General features: G+C 69.5%; 12 protein-coding genes and 1 pseudogene. 6 read left to right on the top strand and 7 right to left on the bottom strand.

Annotated elements, in window-relative coordinates:
• Positions 1-58: 58 nt before the first annotated feature.
• Genes ACWCQ6_RS20680 through ACWCQ6_RS20670 form a run of 3 tightly spaced genes read left to right on the top strand, consistent with a single transcriptional unit; the run spans position 59 to position 4,022 of the window.
• Positions 59-2,143: a transcriptional regulator gene (locus tag ACWCQ6_RS20680; protein WP_451091246.1), complete on the top strand. Its 2,085-nt coding sequence runs from the start codon at positions 59-61 to the stop codon at positions 2,141-2,143.
• Positions 2,140-3,132: a hypothetical protein gene (locus tag ACWCQ6_RS20675; RefSeq protein WP_451091168.1), complete on the top strand. Its 993-nt coding sequence runs from the start codon at positions 2,140-2,142 to the stop codon at positions 3,130-3,132. The genes ACWCQ6_RS20680 and ACWCQ6_RS20675 overlap by 4 nt, the downstream gene beginning before the upstream one ends.
• Positions 3,129-4,022: a DUF6339 family protein gene (locus ACWCQ6_RS20670; protein WP_451091166.1), complete on the top strand. Its 894-nt coding sequence runs from the start codon at positions 3,129-3,131 to the stop codon at positions 4,020-4,022. Before ACWCQ6_RS20675 ends, ACWCQ6_RS20670 begins: the two co-directional genes overlap by 4 nt.
• On the opposite strand, the gene ACWCQ6_RS20665 is transcribed toward ACWCQ6_RS20670, so the two are convergent.
• The 6 genes from ACWCQ6_RS20665 to ACWCQ6_RS20640 all read right to left on the bottom strand — a co-directional run bounded on the left by ACWCQ6_RS20665 (position 3,953) and on the right by ACWCQ6_RS20640 (position 14,543).
• Entirely contained in the window at positions 3,953-5,167 is a 1,215-nt protein-coding gene (locus ACWCQ6_RS20665) for a DNA cytosine methyltransferase (protein WP_451091164.1), read from the bottom strand. The two genes, ACWCQ6_RS20670 and ACWCQ6_RS20665, sit on opposite strands and share 70 nt — an antisense overlap.
• Before the next feature lie 161 nt (positions 5,168-5,328).
• Entirely contained in the window at positions 5,329-5,778 is a 450-nt protein-coding gene (locus ACWCQ6_RS20660) for a very short patch repair endonuclease (RefSeq protein ID WP_451091162.1), read from the bottom strand.
• 14 nt (positions 5,779-5,792) lie between these two features.
• On the bottom strand, positions 5,793-8,702 hold the full coding sequence (locus ACWCQ6_RS20655) for a Z1 domain-containing protein (RefSeq protein ID WP_451091160.1): 2,910 nt from the start codon (positions 8,700-8,702) through the stop codon (positions 5,793-5,795).
• A 50-nt stretch (positions 8,703-8,752) separates the two neighbouring features.
• Entirely contained in the window at positions 8,753-10,282 is a 1,530-nt protein-coding gene (locus ACWCQ6_RS20650) for an ATP-binding protein (RefSeq protein ID WP_451091158.1), read from the bottom strand.
• 302 nt (positions 10,283-10,584) lie between these two features.
• On the bottom strand, positions 10,585-10,953 hold the full coding sequence (locus ACWCQ6_RS20645) for a S1 RNA-binding domain-containing protein (protein WP_451091156.1): 369 nt from the start codon (positions 10,951-10,953) through the stop codon (positions 10,585-10,587).
• A 155-nt stretch (positions 10,954-11,108) separates the two neighbouring features.
• Positions 11,109-14,543: a S8 family serine peptidase gene (locus ACWCQ6_RS20640; RefSeq protein ID WP_451091154.1), complete on the bottom strand. Its 3,435-nt coding sequence runs from the start codon at positions 14,541-14,543 to the stop codon at positions 11,109-11,111.
• 231 nt (positions 14,544-14,774) lie between these two features.
• Between ACWCQ6_RS20640 and ACWCQ6_RS20635 the strand changes: the two genes are divergently transcribed.
• Together ACWCQ6_RS20635 and ACWCQ6_RS20630 are read left to right on the top strand one after the other, a co-directional pair.
• Complete coding sequence (locus tag ACWCQ6_RS20635; protein WP_072489742.1) at positions 14,775-15,326, top strand: SigE family RNA polymerase sigma factor; 552 nt, start codon at positions 14,775-14,777, stop codon at positions 15,324-15,326.
• Positions 15,323-16,129 (top strand): hypothetical protein, encoded by an 807-nt coding sequence (locus ACWCQ6_RS20630; protein ID WP_451091151.1) that lies wholly within the window; start codon positions 15,323-15,325, stop codon positions 16,127-16,129. The genes ACWCQ6_RS20635 and ACWCQ6_RS20630 overlap by 4 nt, the downstream gene beginning before the upstream one ends.
• 190 nt (positions 16,130-16,319) lie before the next feature.
• Here the strand turns inward: ACWCQ6_RS20630 and ACWCQ6_RS20625 are convergent, their stop codons facing one another.
• On the bottom strand, positions 16,320-16,814 hold the full coding sequence (locus ACWCQ6_RS20625) for a GNAT family N-acetyltransferase (protein ID WP_451091149.1): 495 nt from the start codon (positions 16,812-16,814) through the stop codon (positions 16,320-16,322).
• A gap of 346 nt (positions 16,815-17,160) precedes the next feature.
• Between ACWCQ6_RS20625 and ACWCQ6_RS20620 the strand changes: the two are divergent.
• Positions 17,161-17,715: pseudogene (locus ACWCQ6_RS20620) on the top strand (hypothetical protein); the annotation flags it as partial.

Here is a 17,715-nt window from a genome sequence, read left to right as displayed (position 1 = left end):
GGAAGAGGGAGCGGTGGTTTCGATCGAGGGGTCGTTCAGTCGTTGGCTGGCTGATCGAATGCAGGAAAGCGGAATGAGGGATGTCGAACTCGCCGACCATCTGGGGGTGTCGGTCGGACTCGTCCTGGAGTGGACGGACGGGCGATCTTCGCCGGACGAGGCCATGCGGAGGTTGATCCAATCCATTCCGAAGCTCAGTGGTGAGTCCGGACTTCCCGAAGCGAGCGAAGACGACTTGTCCGAGCTCATCGGGAGCCCCGCCTGGTATCACCGCCCTGCTTACACCGATGGCGGGAGGGACTTCGGCAATGCGGCTGCCTTCGCTTTCGAGGCGGACGTCGAGGTACTGGCCCGTGAGGCCACTCAGAACAGTCTCGATGAGTGTCTCGACCGTACCCGGCCGGTCCGCGTCCGGTACACACTGCACGAGCTGACGGGGGAGGCCCTGGCCCGTTTCCGTGAAGCGATCCATTGGGACGAGCTCTCACCACACTTTGACGTGGCCGCGGCCCAGGACCAGAAGGTCGGTCGCGTCATCGACGCGGGGCTGCGGGAGATGCGCGAGCGTGACCGGCTCGTTCTGCTGCGCGTCGACGACTACAACGCCTCGGGCCTCACCGGCGACGACTACGAGACCGGCCGGTTTGCCGCCGTGGTCCGACGTCAGCTGGACAGCCACAAGTCCGTCAATGGCGCCGGTGGTTCGTACGGCCTCGGCAAGGCGACTCTCTGGGCGACCAGCCGCCTCGGTCTGGTGCTCATGAACTCCACGCTGTCCGAGCCGCACGAGGGTCGTACCGAGAGGCGGCTCATCGGTCGCCTCGATCTGCCGTGGCGCGAGGTCGACGGAACGCCCTGGGCCGGCCCCGCTTGGTTCGGCCGGCCGGATTCCCATGCAGACAGGGCCGATGTCGCCCGTTCGTGGTGGGCCGATGAGGAGAGCGTCGAGCGACTGCATCTGACACGGGAAGACAGCGAACCCGGAACCTCATTCCTCATTGTCGGCGCGCACGACGTGGCGAGCCTCGTCGACGCCACGTCGGCCGAAGGGGACGGTGGCGAGGACGAGGAGAGTGTGCATCGCATGCACAAGCGTCTTCTCGAGGCGCTCGGACGGAACTTCTGGGCCGCCATGACCGCAGGCGATGACGGGCAGCCGTTGCTGGAGGCGTCTGTCCGCACGCTGCGCAACGGAGTCGAGATCATCGAGGAGGAGCGGGTCGATCCCCGTGTCACCCAGCCCTCGCGCACCCGCGCGCTCCAGGCATTTCTGAACGGTTCGACCGTGGAGCGACTGACCGAATCCGGTCAGGTGGCCATGACGACCGTACCGCTGAACGTGCCTGGTCTCGGAGGGCAGAAGAATTGCGGCGAGCACCGGGCGGTTCTCCTGGTGACCGAAGCCGCCGACGACGACGGGCGGCCGAACACCGTGGTGGCGATGCGAGGCAACCGCATGACGGTCAGGACGAGCCGCGTACCCGACCTGGCCCTGGGCACCAACCCGTTCCAGGCGGTGCTGCTCGTCGGGCATGCAGCCGGCGACGAAGCTCCCTTCGCCGACGAGGCCGAGGCTTTTCTTCGTACCTCGGAGCCGCCCGAACACAATAAATGGGGGCAGACCGAGGAACTGCGCATGCGGTACTCGCCCTCCGCCTATCGGAGGATCGCCACGCTCACCCGTGACACGAACAGGGCGGTGCGCGAACTCGTCACGCTGCCCAAGGCGAAGCGCCGCGGCGCGACCGATCGGCTACGCAAGCGGCTCGCCGTATCGGGTAAGGCCGTGCCCAGGACGGCGGGCAAGGTCGGGTTGCCGATCCTCGACGAGCTCGATGCCAGGATTGACGCCGATGGTTCATGGTGCGTCACCGCAGAGGTGAAGGTCCCCGTCGGAGGCGACGCCGTGCACCTGACACCGGTGGCCAAGCTGGATGTGCGATCCGGCCCCCGGCCGACGGTGGCCTGGGCCGAACTGGTCGCCGTGCGTAACTGTGAATTGGTGGAAGGTGCACTGCGGTTCGAGCCCGGCGCGCGGAACGCGACCTTCCGCGGGGTCACCGACGTGTCCACGCACCCGGTACGTACCGCGCTGACCGGCCTGGTCGTCGAACTCCGCACGGGACAGGGAGAGAAGCCGTGAGGGCCTATCCGTACAAGCGACTGCCCGGCGTCATCTCACTGCGCGTGACTGCGGTGGTACTGAAAGGCCCGGGGGACGGTCGCGAACCGCTCGATACCAAGGCGTACTCGGTTGTTGAGCAGGTGGTGGCCCTGGGGCGGGCAGAGCGCGATGACTGGGAGAGCGCTCGAATCAAGCTGTCGGCCACTGTTCCGGCCAAGGCGACCGAGCCCAACGGATATTGGTCCGATGTGGTGGTGGTCGCGGTGCTGACCGAGAAGACGACCAACACACGGATCACCGTCCACCTGGAGCCCGAGACCGAGGGCGGTCGGGACTGGACCGGCACCCTCGAACTCTGGCGTGCCGATCACCTCGACCGCGCCGCTCTGTCCGTCCACGTCGTGGCGACCGTCGACGGGGTGCCGGGTCGAGTGATCGCCACGTCGGAGAAGGAGTGGGTCGTCGATCTGACGGCCGATGCCCCACTGCGTCAGCGTGAACTCGATGTCCTCGAGGTCGGCTTCCGCGAGGGACCGGAATGGTTGCGCCCCTTCCGGGATGTGCCCTGGATCGTCGACACCTCCGGTGAACTGCCCGCCGTGCACGTGAACACCGACTTCGAGGGCATCACCGATCTCGTCGGTGGTGACAGTTCCGCAGCCGAGAGCCTGGTCCGAGACCTGCTGATCGCCCAGATGTGCACGGATGTGTGGACCGCCGTGTTCCACACCGCCATCGGAGACCTGGAGGTCGAGGAAGACGGTACGCCGCTCTTCCCGCACGACTGGCGGGGAGAGGTGCTCCGCGAGATGCTTCCGGACATCGTGCCCGGCCGCCCCGTCGAGGAGGCTCTGCGTGAGATCCACCGGCGACGCACCGGAACCTTCGGGTGGATCGACCTCCAGCCCCGTATCCATTTTGCCGCCACCCGCAGGGCCGAGGTGCCCAGGGCTCTGGCCACGGCTATCCGCGGCCTGGACCGACTTCACCAGGGGACCGACGCATGACCGACAAGCCCGTTCACCTGCCCGAGCGGCTGGCCCTGCTCTCCGACCTCAACGCCGCCGCCCATCTCACCGAGGGGTTGCTCGCGGGCAAGGAGAACGTACCGGCCATAGCGCTGGGCAAGATCACCGAGCCGCTCCCCGGCGACCAGGCGCGCGCGGCCCTCGGACCGGTACGCGACCTCGTCGACGAGGTGATGTACCGCTGCCGCGACGACAAGCCGACCAAGGCCGATGCATGGCTCGCTCCTCGGCTCCACGCCACCCTGCGGCTCGATCGCCGCGAGGCCGCCGACCGCAGGAGATGGAATCACCTAGCCCTGGGCGTCGCCCCCGACTACGTCACCTGGCGCCACATGCCCGAACCCAAACAGGACGGGAAAGCGCCGATGGTCACGGCCAACCGATTCCGTGGCGCGCACCACACCCAGGCCTTCGCCCGGTTGTGGTGGGCGGCAGAACTCTTTCGGAACGGCCCCGACTACGGGCCGGTGGTCACGGCCTGCACCCATCAGGACATGCTCAACACCGTGCTGCGTCTCGACGCCATCGACCATCGACCGACGGCTCAGGCGATGGTGCGCCTCATCGAGCGCGGGACGGTCAGGACCGGCCGTGAGATCAACGCCCTCGCCAGTGTGGTCAACACATCCGCCGCGACCCTGATGTACGACGTCATCGCCCCGGACACGGAGCGGGACGGCGAGCCGCTGCGCCAGTGGCTCGAGGCCTCGGAGTGGGCCGGTCCTGTGACACGCGACATTCTTCCAGAGGGCCCGGACGATGCTCCGGCGCCGGAGGAATCCGTGGACCGTCTCGTCGACTACTTCTCGGAACTCTTCGAGGACGCAAGGGTCCGGGGGCGTGTGGAAAGGGTGTCGGAGAACGACTGAGGCTCTTCGCACCGCGCTCTTTTCGGCGGCTGCCACTGTTCGAGACGCCTGATTGCCTCATCAGAGGGCCTGCCCAGCCCCAGAGCGGCACTCAGGATGTGCAGACCGAGCCGTGGCGGCACGGCGTTGCCGATCTGTTGAGGTACGTCCTTCCCGGACCAGGGGTACTTCTCCGGGAAGGACTGGAGCATGCCTGCTTCCCGGAAGCTGAAGCGCGGAAGGTCGAAGCCGTTCTCGCCGGCGACAATTCTGTTCCGGGACACCTTGCCCGTGACCGTCGCGGAGGGGACGCGAGAACTCCGGCGACCACGTGCCTTGGGGTCACCTCCCGTACCGTAGTTGGAGATGACGGTGAACGGCCCGCTGCGGTAGTCCGCCAGGGCCTCGCCCATCGATATCCAAGGAAGCGGTGTGTCGTCCTTGTCGCAGTTCTCCGTCCACAGGCCGGGTTCGGCCGGGGCGGGTGTGGGCGTCGGCTGCACGCCCTTGCGGTAGGGCTGATGAGTCGGACTCGGTAGTACGACCTTGCTGTCTTTGCCGTATCGGGCAATCAGGACAGCCCGACGCCGAGTCTGAGGAACGCCGAACTCTTCGGTTCGGAGGATGCCGCACTCGGCCGAGTAGCCGCTGTCACGGAGTACGTCGCGGAACGCCGTCCACACAGGAAGGACCGCAGGAACCTGCTCCAGAACAATGGCTTGGTACGGGCTGCCGTTCTGGAGCGCGTCCAGGGCCCAGTGGAGCGGTTGGAGGACGAGCCCGGTGCGCTCGTCCTCCAATACGGCAAGATCCGCCTCGATACATGGCCAGGATTCGCCATTCGCCAGTCGCCTCACGAAAGCCAGTACCTCGTCCAGGGCTCGCCGACCGGCGCCCTTCCCGGCGACCGTGTATGTCTGACACGGCGGGCCACCGGCCAGGACGTTGGCCTGCGGGAACTTCGCCGAGTCAAACGCGCGGACATCTCCCTGCTCGGTCGGCAGGCCGGCTGCTCGCCGGGTCTGGCACGCGTTCGCGTCCCACTCGATCCCGAGGGACGAGGCCCCCAATGCGTGGGCCGCCACATCCAGCCCGCCCGGCCCGGCGAAGAGATCGATGATATGCACATCCGCAGGGCGGAGCGGCTTCTGGGATGTGTCGGTCATGGGGCTGAAGTGTAGCCGGCGAGGGAGGCTCCACAGATCAGCGAGCCATCGGAACCGAGGGGCTTTGGCGAGCGCTCGGCTCGGCCCCCGTCCCGCTGATGCCGGTGATCATTCGGAGGATCCGGCGGTGCCGGCATCGTTGTCCCACCGTGCGTTATTGCTTACCGATCCTGTCCGGGGAATGCCCTCAGCCCGAGCCTTGCCCGGTCGACCGCCGCTGCCACTTGTTCGGCGACTTCGGCCGGTGGCTCGTGCTCCCAGAACCGCAGCACCGTCCACCCCGCATCGATCAGATGCTCGGTCGTCTCCAGATCCCGGGCCATGTTGCGGTCGAGCTTCTGGCGCCACCACTCCGCGTTCGCCTTCGGCTGCGTGGCGTGAAAGGGGCAGCCGTGCCAGAAACACCCGTCGATCAGCACTGCCACCTTCGCGCGCGTGAAAGCGATGTCGATGGTCCGTCGGGACATTCCCGGCACCCGCTCATGGAGCCGGTAGCGATAGCCGGAGGCGTGCAGCAACTTCCGTACCGCCACCTCGGGCGCGGTGTCGCGGCTTGGCTGGAGGCTCATCCGGGCGGAGACGTCGGGGGAGGAAGGCTTCGCGGTGCTCATCACTACCAAGTCTCCTACGCCTCGCCGGTCTCGCGATCGATGATCGCGAAATCACTTCTGCCCGAGTCGATGGTCCGGAAGCGCACCAGACTCGTCTCGAGGCCCGTTGACGACTTGGGCGCGACCAGGGAGAAGGCCATCACCAGATGTCGGGGGTCGATCGCGCCGTCGGCGGAGAGCCGGGGCTCGGCCTCGACCACGGGATACAGGACCAGAACGCCGCGCCGATCACGCACGAGGGACTCGACGAGCGGGTCTCCCGAATCCTTCAGCGCGCCTGCCACCCGCAGGGCGACCCCGCGGTGCTTCGGCTCGCTGATCGCGCCGAAGAGATCGCCGCGGCGACGGACACGGTGCGCCAGGGAGAGGGGGCGGGAACCGAGGATCGTCGCCTCCGTGCGGCGGGCCGAGGTCTGCTGCGGGGCGATTACCAACCAGTCGTCGATGCCCGAGCCCGACTCCCCGGCCGTGATCAGGGATTCCAGATGGGGCGAGAACTGCGAGGGAGCGGACCAACGAAGATCGCACAGGACCTTCAGCAGAGCGTCGTGACCGACAGTGCCGAGCAGGGCCTCGTAGCTGTCATTGCGACCGTGCTCGACGGACGAGCACGTCAGCGTGACGGGGGCGGATCCCAGCAATTCCAGGACCGGGCGCCACACCTCCGCGTTGTGCCGAAGGTCCGCCCCGTCCGTCGGGTACGCGGTCGGCTCGACCCACTGGCCCGGAGACCGGATCTCGACCAGTTCCGCGTTGAACATCTTGTTGCGGCCGCTCGGTTTGATCCACGGCAGGTGCTGGGAGACCAGGGGCGGGACCTGGGCGGGGGTCACCTGTGGTTTGCCGTCGACCAGTGCGGCGTAGCGCGAGAGCTGGGAGCGGAAGGTCTCCTCGTCGCGGCAGATCGCCTCGAAGGCCTCGTACAGGTCGACCGTCTGCGTCTTGGTCAGGGGTTCCTCGCGGCCGATGTAGAGGCGGACCAGGTCGCGGTAGCCGGGGCGGAAGCCGAACCAGCGGCCCATCTGCATCAGGGTGTCGGCCTGGCGGGTGGTGCGGCGGTAGTAGGTGACGGTGAGGCCCTCGACCGTGAAGCCGCGCGAGAGCTTCGTGCCGCCGACCAGGATCTTCCAGACGTTCGGGGTCCGGTCGAAGTCCAGATCGATCTGGGAGAAGTAGCGGTCCGTGTCGCCGTTGACGACCACGACCGGGTTGCCGCCCGCGTTGATGAGCTGACGGGCGCGGGAGACGTACGGGCGCAGGTCCGCGTAGGCGGGCGGGGTCGGGAGGCCGGCGTCCGCATGGTGGGCGAAGTCGTCGGCGAGCAGCTTCTCCAGGCGGGCGTGGCCCTCGTGGGAGGTGTAACCCGCCTGGTACCACTGGGTGTTGATGCGCAGCGCCAGGTCCGCGTGGTCGTCCATCTTCACCGACTCGTGCACCAGCATCGTGTGGTGGCGGAACGGGCCCTCGGGCACTCCGCGGTCGGCTCGGTACAGCTTGAGCGCGCCGGTGAGGACGAACGCGTCCATGGCCTCCTGGAGGCGGTCGCCCGTGTGGTCGTGGATGCCGCGTACGTGGGTCTTCTCGGCCGTTCCTTCGCCGTCCAGGTCGTGGAAGTCCTGCACGCCCATGTAGCCGACGGGGCGCGGCAGGGAGATGAGGAAGTCGCGCGGGAAGATGTCCTCGCCGTCGCTCGGGTCGATGAAGACGTTCGCGAACGGGGTGGCGGTGTAGCCGACGTACTGTGCACGCGGGAGCAGGCCCAGGAGCTGGGAGATCAGACCGTTGATCGCGGTGCGCCGGGTCTGGCCCGACTCCCACTTCTTCGGGTCCGATGTGTTCACGGACGCCTGGTCGGACTCGTCGTCGATGATCAGGGTCGGGATCTCGCGGAGGATCGGGCCGATCTTCTTGAGGTCCTTCACCAGGTTCGTCAGGACGGACTTGTTCTTCTTGACGACCATGACGCGAGCGGCCGCGCGGTGCAGGTTGTCGGGGACGTACAGCGGCAGGTGTTTCTCGCGCTTCTCGATCTCCAGGGCCCCGATGCCTTGCCGGAGGCTGCGGTAGTCGTCGTCCCGGGTGGTGAGGCGCTCGATGTTGAACGCGCGCTGGCCGTGGCTGACGAACTTCGCCGGCCAGTCCTCGTCGTCCTGGTAATCGATGCCGACCAGGGCATCCGGGTCCGACGGGTCGGCGCCGCGCAGGATGTTCTCCTGGCCGATCAGCTCCATGTCCAGACGGCGCTGGGTCTGGTCCCGGAGGAGGTTCAGGGTGCCGCCGAGGACGATGACCAGGCGGTAGCCCGCGTCGATGGCCTTCGCCGCGACCCCGGTGAAGTTGGCGGTCTTGCCGGACTGGACGTAGCCCACGACCAGACCCCGGGCACCGTACGCCTCGGTGCGGGTGGGGTCGGAGAGGCGTTCCACCACGGCGTGGCTGGCCTCGTCGAGGCTGGAGACCGCGGCGTCCGACCAGCCCTTGCGGCGCAGGAGCTGCTCGTAGGAGTTCCAGTAGAAGGAGCGGGCGGCTGCGGAGTCACGGGAGTACCAGGAGGTGAATTCCTTGCTGATGACGGTGGGGCCCGGCTCCTTGAAGACCGGTACCGCCCGGTCGAGCGCCTTGCGCAGATCGGAGCCGAAGCCGAGGCGGTTGTACGTGTCCGTGCGGCGGTCGTCCGTGCGGGGCGGGGCGGTGGACCAGTCGGCCTGCTCCGCCAGGTCCCAGGCGGTGAGGGTGCGGTGCCAAAGCGCGGTGAGTTCGTCGCCCGGACCGGCGGCGACTATCCGGTTCCGGAAGTGGCTCAGCTCCGTGTCGGCGGGTTCGTCGGCCTCGGAGAGGACGAAGGCCAGCTTGGTGAAGTGTTTGGGACCGCGCCGCATCGCGGCCAGGACATCGCCGTGCAGATTGAACAGGTGGTCGGTCATGGCGGGAACAGCTTCCTCGGGAGGGCGGGCGCAGGACGGCGGATCGGTGGTCAGCGCGCGAGTTCGCAGCGCGCCGCCGTCACCAGGACGCTGTTCCACAGTGCGACGTTGTCGGTGTGGACGGCCCGGACCCGCTCCTTCTGGAAGATCTCGTTGACCATGAGGTAGAGCATGCTCTTCACCACCGGCGCGTCGTTCAGGCCGCCGCGGCGGCCACCGTTGAAGACCTGCCGGTACTCCTTGTTGAGCCTCACCTCCCGCTCCTCCCGGTCGAGTTCGAAGAACACGTCCGACGGAAGCGTCTCCCAGCGGAAGGCGATCGGGTCTTCGCCGTCGAGCTCAGGCAGCTCGTCGCGCAGTGTGCGCCTGAGCTTCGGATCGATGCCCTTGCCGGCCGGGAGGACGGCCTTGCGCTGTGGCTCGGTGGCGCGCCGGGCGGCTTCCCGGTACGTGGTCTCCGCGTCCTGGAGGTACGCGGCGAAGGTGTGTCCGGCGCCGTCCGTGGCCTGTTCCAGGCCTCGTGCGAACGCGGGGGTGACGGTCACGCCGTCCTTCTTCACCGTGAGGCTGAAGACATCATTCGGTTCGTTCGGCAGGTCGACGGCGATCCGGGCGAGGGCGAGGTGGCCCTCCGCGCTGCGGGTGCTGTTCCAGCCGCCCGCCTGGACGAGGCGGTCGTTGCGGTAGATGTAGAAACCCTGGCGCTCCGCGAGCGGACCGATGCCGCGGAAGCTGACCAGAGGCGACTTCGGCGGCCAGATGTGGGCCGTCAGCGCCACGTCACCGACGCCCTCGACCGGTGCGGTGTACGTACGGGGGTAGCCGGTCCGGCCGGGCACGCGGTAACCGAAGGGGTCTATGGGCTCGACACCACGGTGGTCCAGCTCCTCCTTGGTCCGTACGTCCTCGACGACGATGTCGATGTTGAAGTCCTCGCGGGCGAGGAAACGGTGCAGATGGAGCCCGAGGTGGGTCTCCAGCTTCTCGATCGCGTCGTTGAGGAAGCGGTCGGCCTGGCCGGTGGTGACGGTGTCGAAGGCGCGGACCCGGTCCCAGCGGACGATCGTTCCGTGCCACTCGATCAGTCCGTCGTAGCGGTCGACGAGATCCTGGCAGTAGCCCGGGTCGACGATGTCGCACGTGAAGTCGGCCTGGGCACGCGCGGTCAGCCAGCGACGGCCGGTCGACGGGCTTCGCTTGGTCCGGCTGATGACGGTGAGGGAGTCGGCGTGGGAGAGCGAAGCGGCCTTGAGGCCCGCACCGAAGTGGCCGAGCGCCGTCTCGGAGTATCCTTCACGGCCGCCGACCGTCATGGCCGTGTCCAGGGAATCGTCGTTCATGCCGCACCCGTCGTCGATGACGAGGAGGCTGACGAGGCGGTCCTCGTCCCGGAGGAAACTCACCACGACGTTGCGGGCGCCCGCGTCGATCGAGTTGTCGACGAGGTCCGCTATGGCCGCCTCGAAGCCGTAGCCCTGGTGCGTAAGCGATTCGACATAGCGGGCAGCGGGCGGGAGCCGCTTGCTGCCGGAGGTCGGGATCTCGAACTGCCAGTCGGCCGAGGGCTGGTACGGCGGCATGAACACTTCCTCACGCACACAGAGCTGAGACCTGCGTGGGGAGGTGTGGCCCTGAGATGGGTAGTTGGAATGTGATGATATTGCAAAGATGGGACAGGAGGAATCCTGTTGACAAAGCTCCAGCCGTGAAGCGGCTCGGGCCGACGTCTTCCGCTTCGTCGCAGCGCACTGCAACCGCCGATGGCTGCGGGATGCTCTTCGAGATCGACGCGGGCGCGGTCCGTCCGGCCGAGGGGTCCGAAAGCCAGGAGCGTGGGTCGGTAACGGGCAACCGCCATGTCGGGCTTGGGGCTGAGCAGCTCTTACGGAGCTGATGGCTTCGGGCCTTTCAGAGCTTTGCCGATTTCGGATGGCCAAGTGGGCCTGTATCGGGCAACGAAGTCGGCGAAGTCCTCGCACAGGTACTGCGGATCAGACGGCTTCAGCCGTACCTGCTGGTGATCACTGTGCACCCACCAGACCTCGAAGTCGGTCACAGTCCCCTCGACGGGCCAGTCCTCGATTCGCTCACGAGGCAGAAGCACGACGTCGACGAACCCTACGACACCGAGGCCGATGTCCACGAAGACACCGATCGCTCCAGGTTTGGGCACCCGGACGACTGTGCCCGTGAGGACCTGACCGAAGCGCAGCTCACCTTGGACTCGCTCCCACTCCGCCTCCGTCACCATCTACGCATCCTCGTACGAGCACCGGCCTGGGCGGAAGGGCCCGGTGCGAGCTTCGGCTCGCGCCGGGCCCAACATCTGAATTCGCCATCGGCGTCAGTGTCCGCCGGGGCGGCTCAGGGAGTGGACGGTGTGTTGTCCGGGGCGGTTCGCCGCGGTCAGGGGGCCAGGCGGTAGGCGCGCAGGATGGTTTGTTCCACGGTGCCGCCGTCGGTGCTGCGTGCCGTGGCCTTCAGGGAGACGAAGGAGCCGGACCCTGCGGGCGGGGTGATGGTGACGCGGTGGCTCGCGGTGCCGTCCGGGGTGACCGGGGCGTCCTGCCATGTCGCGCCGTCGTCGAAGGAGACCTGCACGGCGAGGTTCTTGGTCCGGGATGCCGCGGCGCCGGCCTGCCGTTCCACCCGTGCGGTCAGTGTGTGCTCGGTCCGGGCGGTCCGGTTGGTGGTGTCCGCGGGGGCGATGAAACGTACGACATCGAGTGGCAACGCATCGGTGCGCACCGCGCTGTCGGGGCCGGGTGCGACCGCCGCGGAGCGGAAGGTCCACGCCGTCTCCACTGTCGTCGACAGCGACGCCCACGGCTCCTCGCGGGTGGTGCGGGCGGTCAGCCGGTAGGTGGCCGCGTCCTCGGGGACGGCGAAGGTGGCCCTGGGGGAGTCGCTGGAGCCGAGCTGCTGCCCGTTCTTCGCCAGGGTGATGTGCACGGTGTCCTGCAGCCAGTCGGGCATCGGGCCGCCGTAGTGCCTGGGGGCCGCGTCGCTGAAAAGCTGCGGTTCCGCGCTGATGGTGCCGTCACTGGCGCGGCCGATCGATGGCGCGTCGTTCCTGACGGGCGCCAGGCCCGGGCCGATGACGGCGGCGTTCCACCGGTCGGCGCAGGTGCTGCCGGCCGTGCACGAGACGATGCCGGTCTGGGTGACGGGCAGCGGTGCGTACTCGCCACCCTCGCCGGTCTGCTGGCTGAAGTACGTCTCGCGCTGCTGCCCGCGCACGGTCATGTACTCGGTGCGTGCCGCGGGCAGCGCGAAGTCCGGTTCGGCGATGCTCATCCCGCCCAGACCGTTCTCGGTGGGCCAGCTGGACGTGCTGCCTGCCGTACCGGGCCCCTGCGCGTAGTAGTCGTTCTTGACGGCGGCCAGGTCCTTGCGGGCCAGGCGGAAGGCCGGGTCGGGGAAGGAACCGGTGGTGAGGAGCAGCAGGTCGTAGTGGTCGGGCAGGCGTCCCTTCGGTGCCTGCGCGCTGTTCTGGATGCTGCGGACGTAGAAGTCGAGCGTGCCGTCGGACACCCGCTTGCCGGGTACGGCGTAGAGCCGTCCGGGCCTGCCGAGCAGGGCGCCCTGGTCCGTGCACGTCTCATCCCCGGCCGGGCGGTAGCAGTAGCCGGCCGACAGCGAGTAGGGCTGCGCCCCGGGGTCCGGGACGGCGACGGTGATCGGCTTGCCCTGCCGGGCGTCCACCGTGCGTCTGCTGTCCTGGCGGATGTCCAGCTCGGGCTGGAGGAACATGGTCGACGTCGGTGCGGCGCCGTCGCTTCCGGGCGTGACCAGGGTGCCGCCGAGGTTGTAGCGGCCCTCCGGCACGCGTGCGGTGGCGGTGCCGTCGTCGAAGGCGAGGCGGAACGTCCGGCCGTCGGTGAGGTTCGTCAACTGTACGGAGGAGAAGCCCTGTTCGCGTGAGCCCGGGCCGAGGGGCGCACCGTTGCGGTCGACGGCCTCGACCGTGACCTGGCGGTGCACGGCCTCCTTGGTGACCGCGAAGACCGGGCCGGTCACCACGGTGCCGTCCTCGGTGGTCGAGCTCAGTCGGCCGCTGAAGGAGGTGCCGGCCGCCGCGGCGCCCGGGTCGATGGTGACCGTGGCCCGGGCCGTGCCCCCGGCGGGGACGGTCAGACCGGTCGGCGACACGGTGAGCAGACCCTTGGGTCCCGGCTCGCCGGCCCGGCCGGTGGTGGTGGCGGCCACGTCGAGGGAGACCTTCGCCGTGCCGGTGTTGTGGTACGTGACAGTGCGGGTGACCGGCTCGGTGGCCTTCGGGTCGGTGAAGTACACGCCGGTGTCCTCGGCGGTGGCGAACACGCTCTGGGCGGTGGCCCGCGCCACGTCCAGGCGTCCGGCGCCCTGCTCGTACGCACTTTGCCCGGCGATCGGCTCTGCCGAGGAGGTCAGTGCGGCCTTGAGCTGCGGCCCCTTCCAGTCCGGGTGGGCCTGGGCGAGCAGCGCGGCGGCGCCGGCGACGTGCGGCGTGGCCATCGAGGTGCCCGACAGGGCGGTGTAGCGGTCGTTGACTGTGTTGTTGCCGCCGGTGCCGGCTGCGCGGGCCGCGACGATGCCGATGCCCGGTGCCGTCAGGTCGGGCTTGACCGCGTGATCGCCCAGGCGCGGCCCCTGGCTCGACAGGCCGGCGAGCGCGTCGTTGCGTTCGACGGCGCCCACGGTCAGTGCGGCATCGGCCGTACCGGGTGTGCTGACCGTACCGGGGCGTCCGAGGTTGCCGGCCGCTGCGACGAACAGCGTGCCGTGGCTCGCGGAGAGGTTGTCGACGGCCTGCGAGAGGGGGTCGGTTCCGTCGGTGACGGCGCCGGACAGGCTGATGTTGACGATGGGCGCCCGCGCCGCGGCCCACTCCATGCCCTGGAGGACCCAGGACTCCTGCCCGCCGCCGCCGTCGTCGAGCACCTTGCCGACCAGCAGTTCGGCGTCGGGGGCCATGCCCCGGTAGCGGCCGTCGGACGCGGTGCCGTCCCCGGCGACGGTGGAGGCCACGTGCGTGCCGTGACCGTCGCCGTCCGGGACGGCGCCGCCGATGGCACCGTTGCCCTGCGTGAAGTCCGCCGACTCGCCGATCGAGCCGGAGAAGTCGGGGTGCGTGGAGTCGATGCCGGTGTCCAGCACCGCGACCTTCACGCCCTTTCCGGTCCAGCCGGACTTCCATGCCTGCGGCGCGCCTACCTGGGCCGTGCTGCGGTCCAGGCTGGCGCCGACCTTGCCGTCGAGCCACACCTTGGCCACGCCCGGGGCGAGGGCGGCCGCCGACTTCCGCTGCGATGCGGCGGGGCCCCACTCCTTCCAGACCTGGGACACCCGCTTCTTGTCGGCCCGCAGCGCGGCGCCGTGCACGCTCGCAAGGGCGCGCACGGCCGGTGCCCCGGCCGGCGGCTGCGGAGCGGCTCTCCCGCCCGCTGCCTTGTCGTAGGTGACGATCAGCGGCAACTGCGGGCTGTGGGTGTCGTCGTACCCCTGGGCCACGAGCCCCGTGATGTCGAACAGTCGCGGGTCCAGGTGCCCGGCGCGCAGCGGCGCCACCGCGTCCTGCGGCACCAGAGACACCGAACCGCCGGAGCTCTGCTGGGTGAACGCGATGTCCTCGCGCCCGGGGCCGGGCCGTACCGTGACCACGGACACCGTGCTGTCGGCGCCGACCCGGGCGGTGACCTTGTCGCCCGTGATGAGCGTCACCTGCACCACCGACCCCGCCCCGGCCGCCGTGGCCGCGCGGGGCGGGGCCGCCCCGGCGGGCGGTGCGGCCGCCGTACCGATCAGCAGTGCGCCCAGCACGACGGCGGTCGGCGGGCCTGCCGTACGTATGCCTCGCATACGTGTCCTCTCAATCGCGTGGCCCCGCGGGAGCGTCCGCCCGTATCGCGGGGGCGGACGCTCCGGACGCGGGCGCCGGTCTTCTCCATGTCTCGACAGGAACGACGGAGCGGGCCGGGCGCGGGGAGGTCACCGGGCGTCAGAAAAATGTTCGGAGAGATCTGGCGGCTCGTGACATCCCCGCACCCGGCCCGCTCCGTCGAAGGGGGCAGAGACGAACGGAGGCACGCATTGCGTACCGGTGACCTGGAGGAATTCCGCGGCTTCGCCCAGGAGCGGCTGGTGCACCTGCGCCGCACCGCCTACCTGATGTGCGGTGACTGGCACCATGCCGAGGACATCACGCAGACGGCACTGGCGAAGCTGTACTCCGTGTGGGGGCGGCGACGCCAGATACGGAACCTGGAGGCGTACGCCCACCGCGTACTGACCCGGGCCTGCGTCGACCACATGCGGCGGCGCTGGCGTCGCGAACAGCCCTCCTGCGTACTGCCCGACCGCGCCGAGCCCTGTGCGGACCCGGCACTGGGGCTCCAGGTACGCGCCGCGTTGGCCGTTCTGCCGCCGCGGCAGCGGGCGGTGGTGGTGCTGCGCTACTGGGCCGATCTGGACATCGCCGCGACCGCCGCGGCCATGGGCTGCTCCACCGGCACGGTGAAGAGCCATACAGCGCGGGCACTGACCCGCCTGCGTTCCCTCCTGGGAGACGACGCGGACTCCGACACGTTCGGGGCGTTCGCCCCTCCAGCCGATTCCACTCGAAGGAAGGTCGTACTGCGATGAACAACCACGATGTCAAGACCCTTCTGGAGGCCGGACTCCGTGACGAGCCGCCTCTGCGGACCAGCGTCGACACGGCGGTCGCGGCCGGACGGCGCACCCTTGTCCGCCGCCGCGGAGCACTTGCCGGAGCGGGCCTGACCGCGGGGGCGGCGGTGGCCGCCCTGGCACTGGTCACGCCCGGCGCCGACCCGGGCACACCCCCGTCGGCCGCGGCCGACCCGCTCGTCGGCCCGCTGGTCCCCGCCGCAGCCGACAGCGCGGCGCCGCAGACCCTGCGGCCCGACTCCTTCGGGCCGGGCACCGAGCACACGACCCGGTGGAGCAGCAAGCAGCTCGCCGGCACCCTGGTCGAGCTGCTCCCGCCGGGTGAGGCGACCGTCCGGGAGGGAGACTTCCCCGGCCGGACCTACCGCGTGCAGTGGGACAGCGGCACCGGCCCGGTGGAGTTCGTCGGCGGAGCGGAGTACACGGCCAAGGCCCCGAAGGTGCCGCTCTGCGCGAGCATCACGATGCCGAAGGTCGCACCCCGGCCGGGCGCACCGGCTCCGCGCGACACCGCCCCGACGAGCGACTGCCAGGTGGTCGAACTCCCCGACGGCGCACGGGCGGAGGCCGTCACGCTGCGGCTCCCCCGGGACGGACAGCCGTCCTCGTACGTCCGGGTCCTGCGCAAGGACGGCCGAACGGTGACCCTTCAGCAGTGGGCCGGCCGGCCGGACGCGAAGGGGGCGCGCAACACACGGTCGCAGCTGGACACCACCGCGATGCTGAAGATCGCGAACGACCCCGCCTGGAAGTTCTGACCTGCGGCATGGCCCCGTCCCGGCCGCTGCCGGTGCGGACCGGGGCGGGACCCGGGGCTACGTCGACAGGAGGCAACGGGGACGGGGGCGCGGTGCGTGCGGGGCGGCGCGGTGGGGACCGGTGCTCCGGGCACCCGAGCCGTCACCCGGAGCACCTCGGCGGACCGCGTTCCTCGGACCTCCGCGCCCCTCAGACCTCGCCCGTCGTACTCCGTACGTAACCGAGCCCCGGGCGGTCGCTCAGCAGGATTTCTTCTCCTGTGGGGACGAAGCCCGTGCGGGTCAGGACCGTGCGGGAGGCCGTGTTGTCGAGGGCGGCTGCTGCGCGGAGTGTGGTCAGGCCGTATTCGGTGGCCGCCAGGGTGCAGAGGTGGAGGACGGTGGCCGTGGCCAGGCCTCGGCGGGCGGCCTTCTCGGCCATGCGGAACCCCAGCTCGGCGGAGCCGTCCGCGACGTCCACCAGGTTGAAGCGGCCCAGGATCTCACCGTCGGTGTCGACCAGGACGTGGAAGTGGCAGAGCCCGGCGGCCTGTTCGGCGAGCCGGGCGGCGTGGAGGGCGTCGAAGCCGGTGAAGTAGGCGTTGCCCCGGTCCGGTACGGATGCGGCGAAGAACGCGCGGTTCTCCTGCTCGAACGCGAACAGGGCGGGCGCGTGGTCGGGGCGTAGGCGCTGGAGTTCGGGCATGGCAGAACCCTACGCATTCCGGTGCGTTCGGTGGATTTGTTTTGTTCGTGCGGCTCCAGGGCCGGTGACCGCGTGGTTTGTGGGAGCCGACCCTCGGCCCGTCATCCGTGCACTGGCTGCTGCCCGATCAGGCAATACGTCGGTGCCGTAGGTGCCGGTGGGTGCTGCCCCCGACCGCGGTGCGCATGCCCTGCGTGCGGCGCCGGTGCTGCGCCCACCCTGGGACGGCGACGGGGTACATGTGCGGCCGGGAGGGCGGATGAAGGCGGTTCCGGAGAAGGACCCCGCCTCCGCGTCCGGCCGCAGGGGGACACCCCATCAGGAGAACGTGACACTCACGCCCGAAGTGTCACGTTCCCAGACACCCCCACCCCACCGCCCACCGGGCGACCGCCCCGGCCTGCAGCGCCTGCAACGCGCGGCGGGCAACAGGGCCGTCTCCCGCCTGGTCGCCCAGCGTTACACGGCCCCGGTAAAGCCGTCCCCCGCCCAGGCCCCCGGCTTCCGCAAGGTCAAGGCGGATGTGGCGGCGAAGAAGGTCCGCCTGGCCCATCACGCCCCTGCCGCCGCCGAGTCGAAGTCGGCGCAGGACGCGGCCGTCGCGCCGCCCGACGACAAGGAGGCGCAGGGCAAGGCGGCGAACGCGGAGAAGATGAACGCCGCGAAGCCCGGCGAGTTCAACAAGCAGGCGTTCATCGACGCCGTGAACAAGGCCATCGACGCCCAGGCTCCGAAGAACCTCGACCAGGCGGACAAGTTCGCGAAGTCCGGCAAGGCCGATCAGATCAAGGACGAGGTGGACGGCAAGGTCAAGGACGGCAAGGACTCATCGGCCAAGGACATCGACACGGCGACCAAGGCCCCACCGGACACGTCGGCGGCCAAGGACAAGCCCGTCACC

Source organism: Streptomyces sp. NPDC001880 (genome assembly GCF_053594575.1).
Note: the sequence above shows the minus strand (reverse complement) of the source record. Positions and strands in the feature narration are given on the sequence as shown.